This is a genomic window from Nocardia rhamnosiphila NBRC 108938, assembly GCF_000720425.1.
Lineage (GTDB): Bacteria > Actinomycetota > Actinomycetes > Mycobacteriales > Mycobacteriaceae > Nocardia > Nocardia rhamnosiphila.
Map to the genome: position 1 here is coordinate 107,428 of NZ_JOAJ01000015.1, position 16,798 is coordinate 124,225.

Sequence of the window (16,798 nt, forward strand, 5' to 3'; positions counted from 1 at the left end):
CCGCTTCCCGAATTCATCGCCCACGCGTGAAAAGTGTGGCGAACGCGCATTCGGCCGCACGACGCATTCGCGGCCGGTGCGGGCTCACCACGCCGGACCGGCCGACCGGAACTCGGCCATGGACATACCGCGGCGCCGCCGGACGAGGTTGCGCAGCGTACCGCCGTTCAGATAGCCGACCTTCGCCGCCACGGTGTCCACCGTGAGAGCCGTCGTGCGCAACAGGTGCGCGGCCCGCTCGAGCCGGATATCGTCCACGAAATCGCGCGGTGATCTGCCGAGTTCGGCCTGGGTGGCGCGTTGCAGGCTGCGTTCGGTGACGCCGAGTTCGGCGGCGGCCCGGGAGATCCGGAATCCTTCCCCGATGTGTTCGCGGACCCATCGCTCGAAACCGGAGGTGAGCGAATGGCCGGCGGCGATCACCTCGGGGACGGCGAAGTTGGCCTGGGTCCGGCGGTTTCCGTCGGCCAGGTATCGGCCGGCGAGGTCGGCGAGCGCGGGACTGCGCGCGTGCACGAAGGACAGCGCCAGATCCAGATGTGACAGCGACGCGCCCGCCGTGGTCACCCGCTCGCCGCGGCACAGTGTCACGCTCTCGTCCAGCTCGACCTCGGGGTAGCGCCGCCGGAAGCTCGGGCCCAGCCACCAGCTGGTGGTCGCGCGGCACCCGTTCAATACTCCGGACTCGGCCAGGAGGAAGGTACCTGTACACGCGGCGCCGAGCCGGGCGCCGGCGGCGTGCATACCTCTGATCCGATCCAGCACGGCGGCGTTCTCGGGTGCGGAGACCAGTTGGATCAGGGCGTCGGCCTCGAGCGCGCTGACGGCGGGTATCAGGAGCAGATCGGGGTCGTCGGTGAGTTCGCCGAGCGGGACCGTGGGCACGGTGTGGCCGTGTCCGGAACGGATCTCGGTACCCAGCGAAGCGACGCGGACCCGCCACGGTTCCGGCGGTGCGTCGAGGGTCGTGCGCATCGCGTTCGCCGTGGCGAAGGTTTCGAGCAGGGCGGCGAAGCCGAAATCGGCGATACCGTCCACGACGAATAGGATGACGTCCATGTCGTGAATAGTACGAAAAATGTCGTTTCCGACACTCCTGTTCCGGATGAATCGGTCCTACGCTTTCGCGATGAAGAGACCGTACCGGCCCGGCCGGTCGGTTTACTCACCACCTCGACGTCCAGCGCGACACCCATCCCGGAGTGCACATGCCCGTCCTCGCCACCCGTGGCCCCCACCACATCCGCCTCACGGTCACCGATATCGATCGGTCCCGCGACTTCTACCGTGATGTGCTCGGGTTCGACATCGTCGCCGAATCCCCCGGACGCCCGGACGATCCGGCGGTGCGCACCGATCCGCACCGGCTGTACGGCGGCTGCGTCTTCCAGGCCGGTGCCCTACTGCTGGGGCTGCGCCCGGTCGCGCCCGCCGGGGATTCGTTCGACTCCGAGCGGGTCGGCCTGGACCATCTGAGCTTCGGTGTGGACTCCCGGCAGGACCTCGTCACCGCGGCCGCACGACTGGCGGCCGCGGGTATCGAGCACGGTGCGGTCATCGAGATGGACCAGTTCGGCATCGCGATCCTGTCGTTCGACGACCCCGACGGGATCCATCTCGAACTCACGGCTCCCCTGTGACGCCGGTGCTGCACGACCCGCGCGTCCGCCCGACAGTACTCGGCGCCTGCGATCGGCGGGTGGGCGCCGGAGCTGCGCCCGGGCGTGCCGCCGACCGGGAACCGTGGCGCGAGCTGTCCGGGGCCGAGTGCACGGTCGCGCTACTCGCCGCCGCGGGATGGACCGACCGGGCCATCGCCGCCCGCCGGGGCACCTCGGTGCGCACCACCGAGGCGCAATTGGCCTCCGTACTGCGCAAACTGGTGATCGGCTCGCGGTACGACATCGCCCCGTTCGTCCCCGACCACCTCGTCGCGCAGGTACGGCAGGAAGCCGAAGGCAGAACGCCGCGTCGCCGGCGCCTGCACCGCCGGGCGCAGGAGCGGGTCCGGCTGTAGAACCGCCGCGGCGTGGCGCCGATCAGGGCGCGGACAGCGACCGCACGAACACCTCGGCGACCGATTCGAGCCCCCGCCGGTCGGTCTCGTCGAACCGCGCGACGCGCGGACTGTCGAGATCGAGCACACCGACCAGCTCACCGGCGCCGATCAGCGGCACGACGATCTCCGACCGGCTGTCGGCGTCGCAGACGATATGGCCGGGGTAGGCGTGCACATCGGGGACCAGCTGGGTGCGGCGGGTGTGAGCGGCGGTACCGCACACACCCGCGCCGAGCGCGATCCGCACGCAGGCCGGTTTGCCCTGGAAGGGCCCGACGACGAGCTCGCGGCCGTCGTAGAAGTAGAAACCGGCCCAGTTCACCTCGGGCAGACTGTGGTAGATCAGCGCACTCAGATTGGCGGCGTTCGCGATCCGGTCGGCTTCACCGGACAGCAGGGCGGCGGCCTGCGCGGTGAGCTGCCGGTACCCCTCGGCGCGGTCGCCGGTCGGCGGGACGAGGTCGAAGGTCATGTACGGATGGTAGAGCGGCCCGGCCCGGGCCGTTTCCGCGGAAACCGTCGATGGTGTCACGAAAAGCGCTGCGATGCGGGGCTGTTCGGCATCAACTCGCGGTGAGTGTAATAGTGCAGCCCGGCCGCTGTGATCGTGACCATGGCGCTATGACAACACAGCACACCTCCCACCGTAAGGCCGCCGTGATCGGGGCCGGGCAGACCGGCGTGACCGCGGCGCTCGGCCTGCTCGACGCCGGGTTCGCGGTCACCGTCTACAGCGACAAGGACCAGCGTGACCTGCGCGACAAGGTGCCGGCCACCGGTACCGCCCTGATCTTCGGTGAGGCCCAGGCCGCCGAAGCGGCGCTCGGGCTGCCCACCTACCTCGACCGCGCACCACTGCACAGCGGCCTCACGGTCCGTGTCGCCGGGGGCGGTGAGGAACTGATCGCCTTCGACGGCGCGTTCGACGGGTTCCACGGTCTCGCCGTCGACACACGGCTCAAGGCCGACGAACGGCTCACCACCTTCCTGGAACGCGGCGGCCGGTTCGTCGTCGACCCGGTGACACCCGAACGGCTCGACCCGATCGCCGCCGACAACGACCTCACCCTGGTCGCGACCGGCCGGGGCGGGCTGTCCCAGCTGTTCGCGGTGGACGAGACCCGGACCGTGTACGACGCCCCCCAGCGCAGCCTGCTGACCGTGACCGTGACCGGTCTCCCGCACGACGAGTCGGCGTTCGCCCACCGCAGCCCGGCCGGCGGTGGCCGCAGCGGGTTCTCCATCGTCGCCGAGGAAGGCGAGGCATGGTGGGGCCCGTACCTGCACAAGGACGCCGGGCCTACCTGGGCGTTCCTGGGCTGGGCACGGCCGGGCGGCGACTGGGAGAAGCGGTTCGCGGCCGCCGATTCGGCCGAATCGGCGCACCGGATCGTCACCGACCTCTACCGCGACTACCTCGACTGGGACCTGCCGGAGGTGCTCGCCACGAAGGTCCTCTCCGAGGATCCACACTCGTGGTTGAAGGGTGCGGTGCGGCCGCTGTTCCGGCGCGGGGTCGGGCACACCGCGGGTGGGCATCCGGTGGCGGCGCTGGGCGATACCGCCGTGACCTACGACCCGATCGCCGGGCAGGGGGCGCAGAGCGGGCTCATCCAGGCACAGCGCCTGGTCGCCGCGGCAGCCACCCACGACGGCGCCTTCGACGATGCCTGGATCACCGCGCAGTACGAGGCATTCCTCGACGCCCGCGCCGAGGACGCCGCCAAGGTCACCCGGCTGTTCCTCAGCGACCCCGAGTTCGCCGAGATCGGCGGCCAGTTCTTCAGCGCGGCCGCGGCCGACCCTCGCTTCGCGTCGGCGCTCGTGGGCACACTGCACCGCCCGCAAGCGGCGCGCCCGGTGAACTCGGTGGCGGACGCGCACCAGCTCATCGCCCAGGTCACCGGGGAGGACGCGGCCGAGGTGCTGGGCCGGTTCCGGCCCGCCGGACGATTCAGCAGGTCGCGGTACAACGGAGCCGCAGCCACCGCCTGACCGGCCCCCCGACCCCGGCGACTCGGCGGCCCCTCGGTCGCCGGGCCGCCGGCCGCGAGCCCGAGTACCGGACACGGGTCGCCGGTACTCGGGTGCGGGTCCACGGGGCCGTCCCCGCCGCCGAGTACGCGCGCACCTGTGGGATAGGTTCCCGCCGATTCAAAACCTCGTCCGCCCACAACCGCGCTGGTGAACTGGACTCGCGCCGGTGCAGGGTTGCCGTGCCCGGCGTCCGGACCACAGATGCCGACGGCGAGCAACGGGAGCAGCGATCAGGCGATACCTCCGCTGTCGATGCGGCCTTCGCGGACCGCATGTACCAGCTCCAGGGAGGGGCGATACCTCCGCCTTCGCTGCGGCCTCCGCCGACGCATGAAACAGCCCGAGGAGGGCCACCGTGAGGCGATACCTCCGCCTTCGCTGCGGCCTACCTCCGCCTTCGCTGCGGCCTCCGCCGACGCATGAAACAGCCCGAGGAGGCTCCTTTGAGTACTGAGAAGATCAGCGACCAGGTCCGGTTCGCCTATTGGGTCCCCAATGTCAGCGGCGGTCTGGTGACCAGTGAGATCGAACAGCGCACCGGCTGGGATTTCGAGTACAACAAGAAACTCGCCCAGACGGCCGAACGCAACGGTTTCGACTACGCGCTCTCCCAGGTCCGCTACACCGCCTCCTACGGCGCCGAGTACCAGCACGAATCCACATCGTTCAGTCTGGCGCTGCTCGGCGCCACCGAACGGCTGAAGGTGATCGCCGCGGTCCACCCCGGTCTGTGGCATCCCGCCGTCCTCGCCAAATTCGGTGCCACCGCCGACCATCTGTCGGGCGGGCGGTTCGCCATCAATGTGGTCTCGGGCTGGTTCGCGGGCGAGTTCACCGCACTCGGTGAGCCGTGGCTCGAACACGACGAGCGCTACCGGCGCAGCGCGGAGTTCCTCGAAGTGATCCGCAAGATCTGGACCGAGGACAACGTGAACTACGGCGGCGACTTCTACCGCATCCGCGATTTCACGCTCAAGCCCAAACCGCTCAACACCCCCGAACGCCCGAACCCCGAACTGTTCCAGGGCGGTAACTCCAGCGCGGCCCGCCGCAACGGCGGACGCCACGCGGACTGGTACTTCTCCAACGGCAAGGACTTCGACGGCGTCACCGAGCAGCTCGACGATCTGCGGGCGGTAGCCCGCGCCCACGACCGCGAAGTGAAGTTCGGGCTGAACGGATTCATCATCGCCCGCGATACCGAGCGCGAGGCCCACGACACCCTCCGCGAGATCATCGACAAGGCCGACAAGCCCGCGGTCGAGGGTTTCCGGGACGCCGTACAGCAGGCCGGCGCCGCCACCCGGGACGGCAAGGGAATGTGGGCGGATTCGAGTTTCGAGGATCTGGTCCAGTACAACGACGGGTTCCGGACCAAGCTGATCGGGACACCCGAACAGGTCGCCGACCGGATCGTCGCCTACCGCGAACTGGGCGTGGACCTGATCCTGGGCGGATTCCTGCACTTCCAGGAGGAGATCGAGTACTTCGGAGCCAAAGTGCTGCCGCTGGTCCGCGAACTGGAGGCCGCGCGACGTCCCGCGGCGGTGGCGGGGCGATGACCGCCGTCGGGGCCGCCCGGATCGCCTCGGCCGAGCAGGCGCGCGCCGTCGCCGCGGAACTGGCGGCCGAATTCGCGGTGGGCGCCGCGGACCGCGACCGGGAACGCGCCCTGCCCTTCGCCGAAGTGCGCAAACTCGCGGCCGCCGGGCTGCTGGCGGTGACCGTGCCCGCGGACCTGGGCGGCGCCGATCTGCCGCCCGGCGAGGTCGCGGAGGTGGTGCGGCTGCTCGCGGTCGCCGATCCGAATATCGCGCAGGTTCCGCACAGTCACTTCGTCTATGTGAACCTGCTGAAACTGGCCGGGTCCGCCGACCAGCAGCGGCGCTACCTGGGTGGCGTCCTGGACGGCGCCCGGATCGCGAACGCCCAGTCCGAACGCGGCGGCGCGACCGTCGCCGATATCGCCACCACCGCGCGCCCGCTCGCGGGCGGGCAGCAGTTCCGGATCGACGGGGTCAAGTACTACTGCACCGGTTCCCTGTTCGCCGACTTCCTGGCCGTTCTCACCAGGCTGGACGATCCCGAGGGTGCTGCCGGGCTGCCGGGCGGCCAGTACGTCGCGTTCCTGCCCGCCGACACTCCGGGCGTGCGGATCGTCGACGACTGGAACGGATTCGGTCAGCGCACCACCGGCAGCGGCACGGTGTCGTTCGAGAACGTGGTGGTCGAGCGCGATCAGCTGGTGGCCCGGACCGCCGCGGTGGACCGGCCCACCGCCTACGGCGCCTCCGCGCAGCTGCTGCACGCGGCGATCGACGCGGGTATCGCCCGCGGTGCGCTCGCCGCCGCTGCCGGCTTCGCCCGGGAGAAGAGCCGGCCCTGGTTCGAGGCGCAGGTGAGCCGGGCGATCGACGATCCGCTGCTCATCCAGCGGTTCGGCGAACTGGCCGTCGCGGTCGCCGCCGCCGAGGCCGGGCTGGCGGCCGCCGGTGCGGCGGTGGACGCCGCGCTGGAGGCGCCGGGACGGGTCGCCGAGGCCTCGCTCGCCGTCGCCACGGCCAAGATCCTGGCCGACCGCGCGGCCACCGAGGTGTCCAGTGCCCTGTTCGAGGTGAGCGGTACCCGCAGCGCGGCCGACGACCTCAACCTGCACCATTACTGGCGCAATGCCCGGACCCACACCCTGCACGACCCGGTCCGCTGGAAATACCAGCACCTCGGCAGAGCCCTGCTGCACGGCACTCCGCCGCCGCTGCACGGTGTGATCTAGCCGGACGCCGGCCCGGCGGGACAGTGCTCCCCCGCCGGGGCGGCCGATGGTGGCCGAATGTGGGTCGGCCACCATCCTCGTCCGGTCGGGAAGGGAGCGGCGGCGGTGCTATCGCGCGATCGTCCGGCGGTGCCGGCCGGTCAGCGGGACGCCGTCGCGCCCTCCGGATGCACCGGATGTTTCCCCTCCGCGAACTCCTCCACGATCTTCGCGCAGAACGCGGGCAGGTCGCCGGGGTTGCGGCTGGACACCAGGCCGCGGTCGTTCACCACTTCCTCGTCGACGACATTGCCGCCGGCATTGCGGATATCGGTCCGGACGCTCGGATAGGACGTGAGGGTGCGGCCCCGCACCACATCGGCCTCCACCAGCGTCCACGGGCCGTGGCAGATGACGCCGACCGGTTTACCGGTGGCGAAGAAATTCCGGACGAAGGCCACCGCCGACTCGTCTTGCCGGAGTTTGTCGGGGTTGGTGGTACCGCCCGGCAGGATCAGCGCGTCGAATTCGTCGGGGCTGCATTCGCCGACGACCCGGTCCACCTCGAAGGTGTCGCCCTTCTCCACATCGTGGTTCATGGCCTGGATCTGCCCGGGTTTCAGCGATAGCAGCGCGGTGCTCGCCCCGGCGTCCTCGACCGCGGAGCGTGGCTGCACGAGCTCCACTTGCTCCACCCCGTCGGCGGCGAGAACAGCGACTCGTCGCCCTGTCAGATTGTGCTGCCGGCCCATGCCTGCTCCTTCCGTATGCGCGGATTGCGGTCTGTCCCGCGGCCTACCCGGGCCCATGGCGGCGAAACGTGGCGCCCACTCCCGTCCAGTGGGATCGCGCACACCCGGACCGGTGGCTGATTCGAGCGCGGACGACCGGGTAGTCGGCCCGTGTCCGGCGAACGAGAAGAAAGGCATTCGACGATGAACGTCCCTATCAAGAGCACCCTCGACCCGGAACAGCAACACGTCACCGGTGAGGCCTTGCGCGCCACTGTCGTCGACCTCATCGATTTATCGCTGATCGCCAAGCAGGCCCACTGGAACGTCCTCGGCCGTAATTTCCGCTCCGTCCACCTCGCGCTGGACGAGCTGGTGACCGCGGCCCGTGAGTTCACCGACGACGCCGCCGAACGCGCGACCTCCATCGGGGTCAGCCCGGACGGCCGTGCCGCGACCGTCGCCAAGGAGGCCGGCGGTCTCGAGTTCCCCGACGGCTGGCAGCAGGACACCGATGTCATCGATGCCATCGTCAAGAACCTGAGCAAGGTCATCGGCCGCCTGCGTGAGCGCATCGATATCACCGAGAAAGCAGATCCGGTGACCCAGGATCTGTTCATCGCGATCGCGGCGCGGCTCGAACAGTTGCACTGGATGTGGCAGGCTCAGCTCGCCTCCGCCTGATACGTCGTACCGCGCTCTTGCGCCCCGGCGGCACCGTGCCGAGTCGGGCGGGGAGCACCGCCCGGTCGCGCCACGATCGGGCGGGAGGACGAGGAGGAGTGCGCGTGGTTCAGGTTTCCGGGTCGCCGTACGGGCTGAGTACCGGCCCGGACGGCGCCCTGTGGTTCACCATGGCAGCCGAGGGTGCCCTCGGCCGATATCTCGACGGTGAGGTCCGGACCTTCCCGCTCGACCCCTCCGACGGACAGCCGACGGTGATCGTGCCGGGACCCGGCGACGCCATGTGGTTCACCGAGTTCCGCGGTGACCGGATCGGTCGCATCGCTGGGGAAGGTGATGCGACCTGGTTCCCGGCGCGATCTCCGTACGGCATCACCGCGGGTCCCGACGGCGCCGTATGGTTCACCGAATTGCAGACCGACGCCATCGGGCGGCTGACCGTGGACGGCGAGCTGACCCGGTTCGCCGTGTCGGGTATGCCCTCGATGATCACCACCGGCCCGGACGGGGCGCTGTGGTACACCCTCAATCAGGGCAATGCGATCGGCCGGATCGAGCCCGGCGACGGCGCCACGGCCGTGTACCCGCTGCCGACCGAAGGTGCCATGCCGGTCGGTATCACCGCGGGCCCCGACGACGCGCTGTGGTTCGTCGAGATCGGGGGCGGACAGGTCGGCCGGATCGGGACCGACGGCACGATCACCGAGTTCCCGCTCCCGGATCGCGCGGCCCGGCCCCATGCCATCGTCACGGGCCCGGACGGGGCGCTGTGGTTCACCGAATGGGCGGCGACGCGGCTCGGCCGCATCACCACCGACGGCGCGATCACCGAAACCGAACTGCCCGGTGCCGAACCGCACGGGGTGGCGGTCGGACCGGACGGTGCGCTGTGGGTGGCCATGGAATCGGGCAGTCTCGAGCGCATCGTGGTGTGACGGAACCTCTCGCTCGGCGCGATGACCGTCACGCCGAGCGAGGATCGGGGCTCAGTCGGCCACCGCAGGTCCCGCGATCTCGCGCAGCCCGCCGTCGCTCAACCGCAGCCAGCGCTGCACTCCGATCTCGGCGAGGAACCGTTCGTCGTGGCTGACGACCACGAACGCGCCCCGGTAGGCCTCGAGCGCGCTTTCGAGCTGCCCGACACTGACCAGGTCGAGGTTGTTGGTCGGTTCGTCCAGCAGCAGCAACTGCGGTGCCGGCTCCGCGAACAGCACGCAGGCCAGGGTGGCGCGCAGCCGTTCACCGCCGGAGAGCGCGCCCACCGGCAGATCGACACGGGAACCACGGAACAGGAACCGCGCCAACAGATTCAGCCGCTGCGGTGTGGGCAGGTTCGGGGCGAACGCGGCCAGATTCTCGGCGACGGTGCGCTCGAGGTCGAGCAGGTCCAGCCGCTGCGACAGATAGGCGACCCGGCCCTCGGCCCGGACGATCGAACCGCTTTCCGGCGCCAGATCGCCGTGCACGATTCGCAGCAGGGTGGATTTACCGGCACCGTTCGGCCCGGTCAGCGCGATCCGTTCGGGCCCGCGGATCGTCAGATCCGCGCCGTCGCCGGCGAAGACCTCCTGTTCGCCGAAGCGGTAGCGGATCCCTTCCCCGGCGAATACGGTGCGCCCGGCCGGGACATCGGTGTCCGGTAGCTGCAGGGAGATCCGCTGCTCCGGGCGCAGCGCGCGCTCGGCCGAATCGAGCCGGTTCTTCGCGGCGTCGACTCGGGCGGCATGGGTTTCGTTCGCCCGCCCCGCCGATTCCTGCGCATTGCGTTTCATGGTGCCGGCGAAGATTTTCGGCAGCCCTGCGTTACCCAGATTCCGGGCCGCGTTGCTAGCCCGCCGGGCGGCGCGCTCCCGGGCCTGCTGGAGTTCCCGCTTCTCCCGCTTGACCTCCTGTTCGGCATTGCGGATGTTCTTCTCCGCGACCTCGCGCTCGGCGCGGATCGACTCCTCGTATTCGGTGAAATTGCCGCCGTAGAAGCGGATCTCCCCGGCGTGCAGTTCGGCGATGCGGTCCATCCGGTCCAGCAGGGCCCGGTCGTGGCTCACCAGCAACAGACAGCCTTTCCATTCGGACAGCAGATCGTAGAGCCGATGCCGGGCTTCGAGATCCAAGTTGTTCGTCGGCTCGTCGAGCAGCAGTACATCGGGTCGCCGCAGCAACTGGGCCGCCAGACCCAGCGACACCACCTGGCCGCCGCTGAGGGTGCGCAACCGCCGATTCAGCGTCAGTTCGCCCAGACCGAGGCGTTCCAGCTGGGCCCGGGTGCGTTCCTCGATATCCCAGTCGGTGCCGATGGTGGTGAAATGCTCTTCGGCGGTGTCACCGGACTCGACGGCGTTCAGCGCGTCCAGGATCGGTGCGATACCCAGGGTTTCGGCGACCGTCATCTCGCCGGTGAGCGGCAGGGTCTGCGGAAGGTAACCGAGTACGCCGTCGACGGACACGCCCCCGGCAGTGGGTTTCAGCTCACCCGCGAGCAAGCGGAGCAGCGTGCTCTTACCCGCACCGTTGGGCGCGACCAGACCGGTGCGGCCGCCGGGCACGCTGAAGGACAGATCCGTGAACACCGCGGTGTCGTCCGGCCAGGAGAACGACAGGTTCGAACAGACGATGAATGATTCGGACATGTAGGAGAGACCTCGGTTGTCGTTCGGGCGCGTCACGCTGCCCCGAAAAGGAAAAGTGAACGACGGAACGGCCACTACAGCGGCGCCCGATGCGCCCTACTGGTGGCCGTCAGAGCCGGGTGGCTCCGGAGATGTCGAGTTCACCAACCATGATCGATCTCTCTGTGGTCGAGGATTCCCTGTTCACGATAGCAGTCCGCGCACCGGCGGCCGGTGCGGCCGGTAGGCACGGCGCCGGGATCGGCCGGTCGGGACGCGGACGAAACCGAACCGTTTCAGGCGCGTGGTGCGGGACGAGGCTCGATAGCGCCGGGGGCGGGAGGTACGTTGCACTGTATTCCACAGCGCTGCTCACCCGGCGCGGTTCCGCCCTGGTCCTCGCAACCGGCGGTCTGACAGTTGGGGTCGCGGGTGTTCGGATCCATCGCCACTGGCTCGGAGTAGTACGACCACGCGAAGGCGCCGGAATTCGAGATGGCGGAGCAGTGGGCCGTGGTGCTGTCGGCGAGATGTCCGACCTCGCCGGGTTCCGCGCAGTAACCGTGCAGTTCCACCTGTGGATTCGGGCCGTCGGCTATCTGGGACGCCGGGGTCCCCGGGGCAGCGGCCGCCGGAGCGGCGACTGCGAAGAAAAGGGCGAAGGCCCCGACGATCGCGCCGAGAAGTCGAGGGCCCCGGCCACGCGCTCGTGGACTCATGGTTCGCTTCCGTTCTGTCGCGTCCCCCGCTCATGCGATCTGTTCGATCGTATCCATCACCGCAGGTGGGCGGCAATGGTAGTGGTGGGCGCCGCGGGGCCGGGAAAACGCGGTTGGAGCCGGAATCGTGCTGCGACCGTAATCGGGCCGGCCGCGTTCGGCCGTATGTGCCGGAGCCAATGGCCCTACCACCACCCGCCGGGCGGATGCGGTGGCCGACCGTCGCCGTGGAACATCGGCCGTGGCCTCCGACGCGTGCCGAGATCTCGATTCGGGCACAGAGGCCGGCGCCCGGATACCGACTCCGTCTACGCGCGGCCGAGCGCCGCCCCATCGGCCCGACGCCGGGAGCCGCCCGCCGTCGGGCCCGGTGGAGACCTCAACTGCCACGGCCGGCCGATCCGGAGGTCGAGGAGGCGGTTTCCCCTACTTCCGCCAGGTCACCGCCGGATGTCATGGGTTCGGCCGTGCCGGAGTGGTCGGTCCCGGCCCGGGCGAGGCGGGCCAGGGCAACGGCCGAGAGGGCTCCGATCAGGGACAGCCCGATCCAGACCAGCACCTCGGCATCCGCCGCCCGCGCGGCGCCGAATACGGCGCCGGTCGCGAGATTGCCGATCAGGATGCCGATCCCGACCACACTGTTGTAGAAGCCGTAGTAGGTGCCCACCAGGCGGTCCCCGGCCAGCGTGACGACCGTGTCCATCTCGAACGGGAACACCGCCGCGGTCCCGACGGCCAACAGGGCTGTCGAGGCCAGCAGGGCGGCCACCGCGGCCCAGGTGCCGAATCGCGACGGGACGGGAACCAGGGCGAGCGGTAGGAAGGCGCCGGCCAGGATCGTCATCCCCGCGACCAGGGCGCGTCCGGTGCCCCAGCGCTTTCTGAACCAGGCGGTGATCCGCAACTGGCCGGCCACCGCGATCACCCCGGAGATCACGAACAGCGCGGAAACCAGTAGCTGCGCGCCGTCTCCGGCGATCATTTCCGCCTGCAGCGGCAGCGCGAGATACATCTGGAAGGACAGGATGTAGGAGCCGATCATCGCCACGGAGAACGCCATGAACCGCCGGTTGCGCAGCACACCCGCCCATGCCGTCCGCACCGGAACCCGGGTGTGTGCGGGGAGTTCGGGTCCGGCGGGCAGCGCCAGCAGCTGGGCCACGGTCAGCACGGCGAACACCAGGGCGGCCGTGGCCGCGACGACCCGGAAATCGAGTGTCAGCAGTGCGACTCCGACCAGTGGGCCCGCGAGGATTCCGGCCTGATAGAAGATGTTGAACAGCGCGAAGGCCTCCACCCGGCGCGACCCGGATTCGGCGGCGAGGTAGGCGCGGACCGCCGGATTGAACAGTGCCCCGGCGAATCCGGTGGCGGCCGAGGCGATCAGCAGCGCGGGCAGGCCGGTGGCGAACACCAGCAGTGCGAAACCGCCCGTGCGCAGCAGACACCCGGCCACGATCAGCGGTTTGTACCCCAGCCGGTCGGCCAGGGTTCCGCCGATCAGGAACATGCCCTGCTGGGAGAAATTACGCACCCCCAGCACGAGTCCCACGGCCCACGCGGCGAGCCCGAGGGGACCCGCCAGATATCCGGCCAGGAACGGCATCAGCATGTAGAAGCCGAGGTTGATACCGAACTGGTTGATCATCAGCAGCCGCACCGGGGTATCGAAGCTGCGGAAGGTGGTGAGAGTGTTCATGCGCGGACGCCTCCGAAAGCGGTGCGTCCGCGCGGATCCACCACGCTCGCGCAGCGGGTCCAGGACCGGAACTCCGACTCGAACGCGGAGGACACCGTGGCCGGCCCGGTCGGTGGGGCCACGCCGAGCAGACCGTGTGCGCGGCAGTACTCGTCGCTGAACACAGTGTCGAAATAGCGTTGCGGACCATCCGGGAAGATCGCGGCGACCTGGACGTCCGCATCGAACTGTCCGGCTGCCCAGCCCGCGACCAGCGCCACCGCGCCGACACTCCAGCCGCCGGTGGCGTGATGGGTGGTGGCCAGGGTCCGGCAGGCCCACACCGCTTCGGCCGGGGCGACCCAGTGGACTTCGTCGAACGCGGCGTAGTCGACATTGGCGGGATAGATGCTGGATCCGAGTCCGCGCATGAGCCGCGGTCCTGCCGGTTGCCCGAAGATGGTGGAGGAGACGGTGTCCACGCCGATGAGTTTCAGGTTCGGGTCGAACCGGCGCAGCACCCGCGCCACTCCGGCGGAATGACCGCCGGTGCCCACCGCGCAGACGAGTACGTCCACGCCACCCAGCTGTTCGATCAGTTCCACGCCCAGCGATTCGTACCCGGCCACATTGTCGGGATTGTTGTACTGGTCCGGGCACCACGCCGAAGGCTCCGCGGCCAGTATCCGCGCCACTCGGTCGCGGCGGGCCTGCTGCCAGCCGCCGACCGGGTCCGGCGCGGGCACCACATCGACGGTGGCGCCGTAGGCCGTCAGCAACTGTTCCACGATCGGCTCCAGACCGGGGTCGGTGACCAGAGTGACCGGGTGGTGGTAGGCCACTCCGGCCAGTGCCAGACCCAGCCCCAGGGTGCCGCTGGTGGATTCGACGATCCGCGCACCCGGCGTGAGATCGCCGTGCTCCCGGGCGCGCCGCACCATGTGCAGGGCGGGCCGGTCCTTCATCCCGCCGGGATTGCTGCCCTCGAGTTTGGCCCAGAATCCGTGCCCGGCGGGAGCGAGCGGGGCGCCCACCCACAGCACCGGCGTGTTCCCGACGAGGGCCGGAGGCGTCAGGGCGGTGCCGGGCGTCGAAACGGTTCCGGCGGCGGTCGGCTCCGCCCGTTCGGGCAGGACCACGTTGTTCATGACTGTCGCTTTCTGTATCGGGTCCCCGCGGACCCGGAGGCGGATGGTCGGCAGCGGACTCCGGCCCCATCGGGGCCGTCCGGGCGCGGCCGATCAGCGCCGGGCGATACAGAAGCGGGTGAGGATCTCGCGGCCACCGGCGGCGAGCGCACCGGCCGGGGGTCCCCGGATCCAGCGTCCGGCGGTGGGGGCGAGCGAGCGCACGATCGCCGTGGTGAGCGTCAGCGTCACCAACAGAACGAGGAGGAAAGGATCGGGGACCCGCGCGGGCAGCACCACCTGGGATACGCAGTGGATGGCGTGGGCTGTGCAGTGGCTCCCGGCCGGAGCGCCGGTGCGGTCGTGGTGACCGGCCGCGATCACGGCCTCGTGCGCTCGGGCGTGCGCTGTCGCCGCGGGGACGAGATCGCAGTGCAGCAGGGGCGACAGCAATGCCACCGCCGCCAGGATGATCATGATCGTCGCGCCGCGGGGCCTGGGGTCGCGCCCGGACGCCGCGGTGGCGGTGCGCGTCATGATCGTCATCGGCCACCTTCCTTCCCGAGCGTCGCGTCACGACCGGCTCCGTGCCGGTCGTGGCTACTCTACCCCCGTTGGGTACATGGACCGGGTGCGCGCCACGGCGGGTCGGTCTCGGATATGTTTCGCGACAGTACTTTCGGAAAGAGGGGGACCCGGGGGCGGGGTGGCTGCGGAGGGGAGTGTGCCATCGTCCGGTGGCGGCGGCGGTCGGCTCCGGCGGCCCACCGCTCAGGGCGGTGCGAAGGAGCGCCGGGGTGGGGAGAGGTGCACGAGGGGGACTTGAACCCCTCAGTGCGGCAGCTCCATCAATTGGTGCATTATTGAACAGTATGGACGATCATCATCGCTGTTCAGCGATGTTTATATCTAACCCGTGACCATTAACACCCCTTTGGTGGACATCTGCTGGGTTGTGCTTTTCGATGTTCGCTCAGGTCTCTGCTTCGTTGTTCCCCTTCGGGAGGAAGGACAGGCAGGCAACGCGAGGATGAATCACTCCAACGCCCGATCCCCGGCCACCGAGACAGTATGGTTTCGTCGTGACCGAAGCCTCAGCCTTGCCCGACACCGGGGCGGCCTACGACGCCGTCGCTTCCCTCTACGCCGAGCTTTTCAGTGACATGCTCGACGCCCTACCGCTGGAGCGTGCACTGCTTGCCGCGTTCGCTGAACTCGTGCAGGCGAACAGCGACGGACCGGTCGCCGATATCGGATGTGGCCCTGGTCAGGTCACAGCACACCTGCACGCCCTCGGGTTGGGTGCGTTCGGCATCGACCTTTCCCCCGCGATGATCACCTTGGCCCGGCAGGCGTATCCGGATCTGCGGTTCGAGCAGCAATCAATGACCGCTCTGGACCTCCCCGATGCAGGACTCGGCGGCATCCTCGCGTTCTACTCGACCATCCACATCCAACCGGAGCAGCTGCCGGTGGTGTTCGACGAGTTCGAAAGAGCGCTCGCCCCAGGCGGCTATCTGTTGCTCGGGTTCTTCACTGGCGCCGATCCACAACCGCAAGAGTTTGACCACAAGGTCGCGCCGGCCTATCGATGGTCGCCCGACAGTCTCGCGGAACTGCTGGCCGCGGCCGGGTTCGTCGAGGTCGGCCGTCTGCTTCGTGAGCCGCACGAGGGCGAACGGGGCCAACAGGGCCAGCTGCTGGTTCGCAAGCCACCGAAGTCGTGACCGCTGCCCGGCAAGCGAGGCAGAGAGGTCGCTACGCGGGTGTTCGCCCAAGAGGCGCGGGCCGCGCAGCTTTTCTGACCGGACTGCCATCCGGTCGCCCGACCGAGTCGGACGGGGAGAGTTGGGCGATCCCGTATCACCCGTTCATAAATTGATACATCTCTGGACAACAGCACGGGCAATCATCGCAGTTCATCGCGATGGTTCTGGCGTTCAGCTGTCAGTGAATGACCTTTTTGTGAACGTCGCTCTGCGACGATAGGGCAATTCCTCGGGCTCAGCGGCCCCGAACTGGTGGGCATTCTGTTGTGCGCCTACCACGGCGACGCAGTGGAACACCGCCACCGGTACGCGATGTTGCCCCAGAACCCGTGCGAGACAACAGCTGGGACACCGCCGGCCGGCGCCTGATGGACACCATCTTCGCCGTCCTGGCCGGTTGCGGCGTCACCGGCGCAGACGCGGTGCAGTGCAGGATGCGGCGGGGACTCTGCGAGGTGGCGTGGTCCGGCTGCGGGGTTCATGGGCAGCCCGGTGCTGCTGTTCGGTTCTCGCCGCGGGAGTGAGATAGGTGGGTGTCGAAGAAGGTGGCAAGTGTGTGGTGTTGAACAGCGAGGCTGTGGGCGGGATCGACGGCGCCGACGAATGCTGCTGCGGCGCCGCCCAGCTGGGGGAGCA

At 69.4% G+C, this 16,798-nt stretch carries 15 protein-coding genes; 8 read left to right on the plus strand and 7 right to left on the minus strand.

The features are described 5' to 3' along the window. Positions 1-84 precede the first annotated feature (84 nt). Positions 85-1,059 (minus strand): GlxA family transcriptional regulator, encoded by a 975-nt coding sequence (locus tag IG75_RS0134180; RefSeq protein ID WP_030525402.1) that lies wholly within the window; start codon positions 1,057-1,059, stop codon positions 85-87. Between the two features lie 149 nt (positions 1,060-1,208). On the opposite strand from IG75_RS0134180, the gene IG75_RS0134185 reads away from it, so the two are divergent. Together IG75_RS0134185 and IG75_RS0134190 are read left to right on the plus strand one after the other, a co-directional pair. Continuing rightward, entirely contained in the window at positions 1,209-1,640 is a 432-nt protein-coding gene (locus tag IG75_RS0134185) for a VOC family protein (RefSeq protein ID WP_030525401.1), read from the plus strand. Between the two features lie 59 nt (positions 1,641-1,699). After that, a complete protein-coding gene (locus tag IG75_RS0134190; RefSeq protein WP_162183830.1) occupies positions 1,700-2,017 on the plus strand; it encodes a helix-turn-helix domain-containing protein in 318 nt (105 codons plus the stop codon). Positions 2,018-2,039: 22 nt separating this feature from the next. Here the strand turns inward: IG75_RS0134190 and IG75_RS0134195 are convergent, their stop codons facing one another. Next, the gene (locus tag IG75_RS0134195; protein ID WP_030525399.1) at positions 2,040-2,531 is read right to left on the minus strand and encodes a GAF domain-containing protein; all 492 of its coding nucleotides are present in this window, start codon (positions 2,529-2,531) and stop codon (positions 2,040-2,042) included. Positions 2,532-2,680: 149 nt separating this feature from the next. Here IG75_RS0134195 and IG75_RS0134200 point away from each other — a divergent pair, with 149 nt between their 5' ends. From IG75_RS0134200 to IG75_RS0134210, 3 genes are all read left to right on the plus strand, one after another. After that, complete coding sequence (locus IG75_RS0134200; RefSeq protein ID WP_030525398.1) at positions 2,681-4,054, plus strand: styrene monooxygenase/indole monooxygenase family protein; 1,374 nt, start codon at positions 2,681-2,683, stop codon at positions 4,052-4,054. A gap of 485 nt (positions 4,055-4,539) precedes the next feature. Further along, on the plus strand, positions 4,540-5,658 hold the full coding sequence (gene sfnG / locus IG75_RS0134205; protein ID WP_030525397.1) for a dimethylsulfone monooxygenase SfnG: 1,119 nt from the start codon (positions 4,540-4,542) through the stop codon (positions 5,656-5,658). Beyond that, a complete protein-coding gene (locus IG75_RS0134210) occupies positions 5,655-6,869 on the plus strand; it encodes an SfnB family sulfur acquisition oxidoreductase (protein WP_030525396.1) in 1,215 nt (404 codons plus the stop codon). Before sfnG ends, IG75_RS0134210 begins: the two co-directional genes overlap by 4 nt. 140 nt (positions 6,870-7,009) lie before the next feature. Here IG75_RS0134210 and IG75_RS0134215 read toward each other — a convergent pair whose 3' ends face one another. Beyond that, positions 7,010-7,600: a type 1 glutamine amidotransferase domain-containing protein gene (locus IG75_RS0134215; RefSeq protein ID WP_030525395.1), complete on the minus strand. Its 591-nt coding sequence runs from the start codon at positions 7,598-7,600 to the stop codon at positions 7,010-7,012. Between the two features lie 183 nt (positions 7,601-7,783). Between IG75_RS0134215 and IG75_RS0134220 the strand changes: the two genes are divergently transcribed. Beyond that, positions 7,784-8,263: a Dps family protein gene (locus IG75_RS0134220; protein WP_030525394.1), complete on the plus strand. Its 480-nt coding sequence runs from the start codon at positions 7,784-7,786 to the stop codon at positions 8,261-8,263. 104 nt (positions 8,264-8,367) lie between these two features. Beyond that, on the plus strand, positions 8,368-9,198 hold the full coding sequence (locus tag IG75_RS0134225; protein WP_425594503.1) for a Vgb family protein: 831 nt from the start codon (positions 8,368-8,370) through the stop codon (positions 9,196-9,198). Between the two features lie 51 nt (positions 9,199-9,249). Here IG75_RS0134225 and abc-f read toward each other — a convergent pair whose 3' ends face one another. From abc-f to lpqS, 4 genes are all read right to left on the minus strand, one after another. After that, positions 9,250-10,890 carry a ribosomal protection-like ABC-F family protein gene (gene abc-f / locus IG75_RS0134230; RefSeq protein ID WP_030525392.1) on the minus strand — a complete coding sequence of 547 codons (1,641 nt, stop codon included), beginning with the start codon at positions 10,888-10,890 and terminating at the stop codon, positions 9,250-9,252. Positions 10,891-11,967: 1,077 nt separating this feature from the next. Continuing rightward, a complete protein-coding gene (locus IG75_RS0134240; protein WP_081877324.1) occupies positions 11,968-13,287 on the minus strand; it encodes an MFS transporter in 1,320 nt (439 codons plus the stop codon). Next, positions 13,284-14,414: a PLP-dependent cysteine synthase family protein gene (locus IG75_RS0134245; RefSeq protein WP_036515897.1), complete on the minus strand. Its 1,131-nt coding sequence runs from the start codon at positions 14,412-14,414 to the stop codon at positions 13,284-13,286. Before IG75_RS0134245 ends, IG75_RS0134240 begins: the two co-directional genes overlap by 4 nt. A 93-nt stretch (positions 14,415-14,507) precedes the next feature. Next, positions 14,508-14,939: a putative copper homeostasis (lipo)protein LpqS gene (lpqS, locus tag IG75_RS0134250; RefSeq protein ID WP_030525388.1), complete on the minus strand. Its 432-nt coding sequence runs from the start codon at positions 14,937-14,939 to the stop codon at positions 14,508-14,510. A gap of 536 nt (positions 14,940-15,475) precedes the next feature. Between lpqS and IG75_RS0134255 the strand changes: the two genes are divergently transcribed. Beyond that, entirely contained in the window at positions 15,476-16,120 is a 645-nt protein-coding gene (locus IG75_RS0134255) for a class I SAM-dependent methyltransferase (RefSeq protein ID WP_030525387.1), read from the plus strand. Positions 16,121-16,798 lie beyond the last annotated feature (678 nt).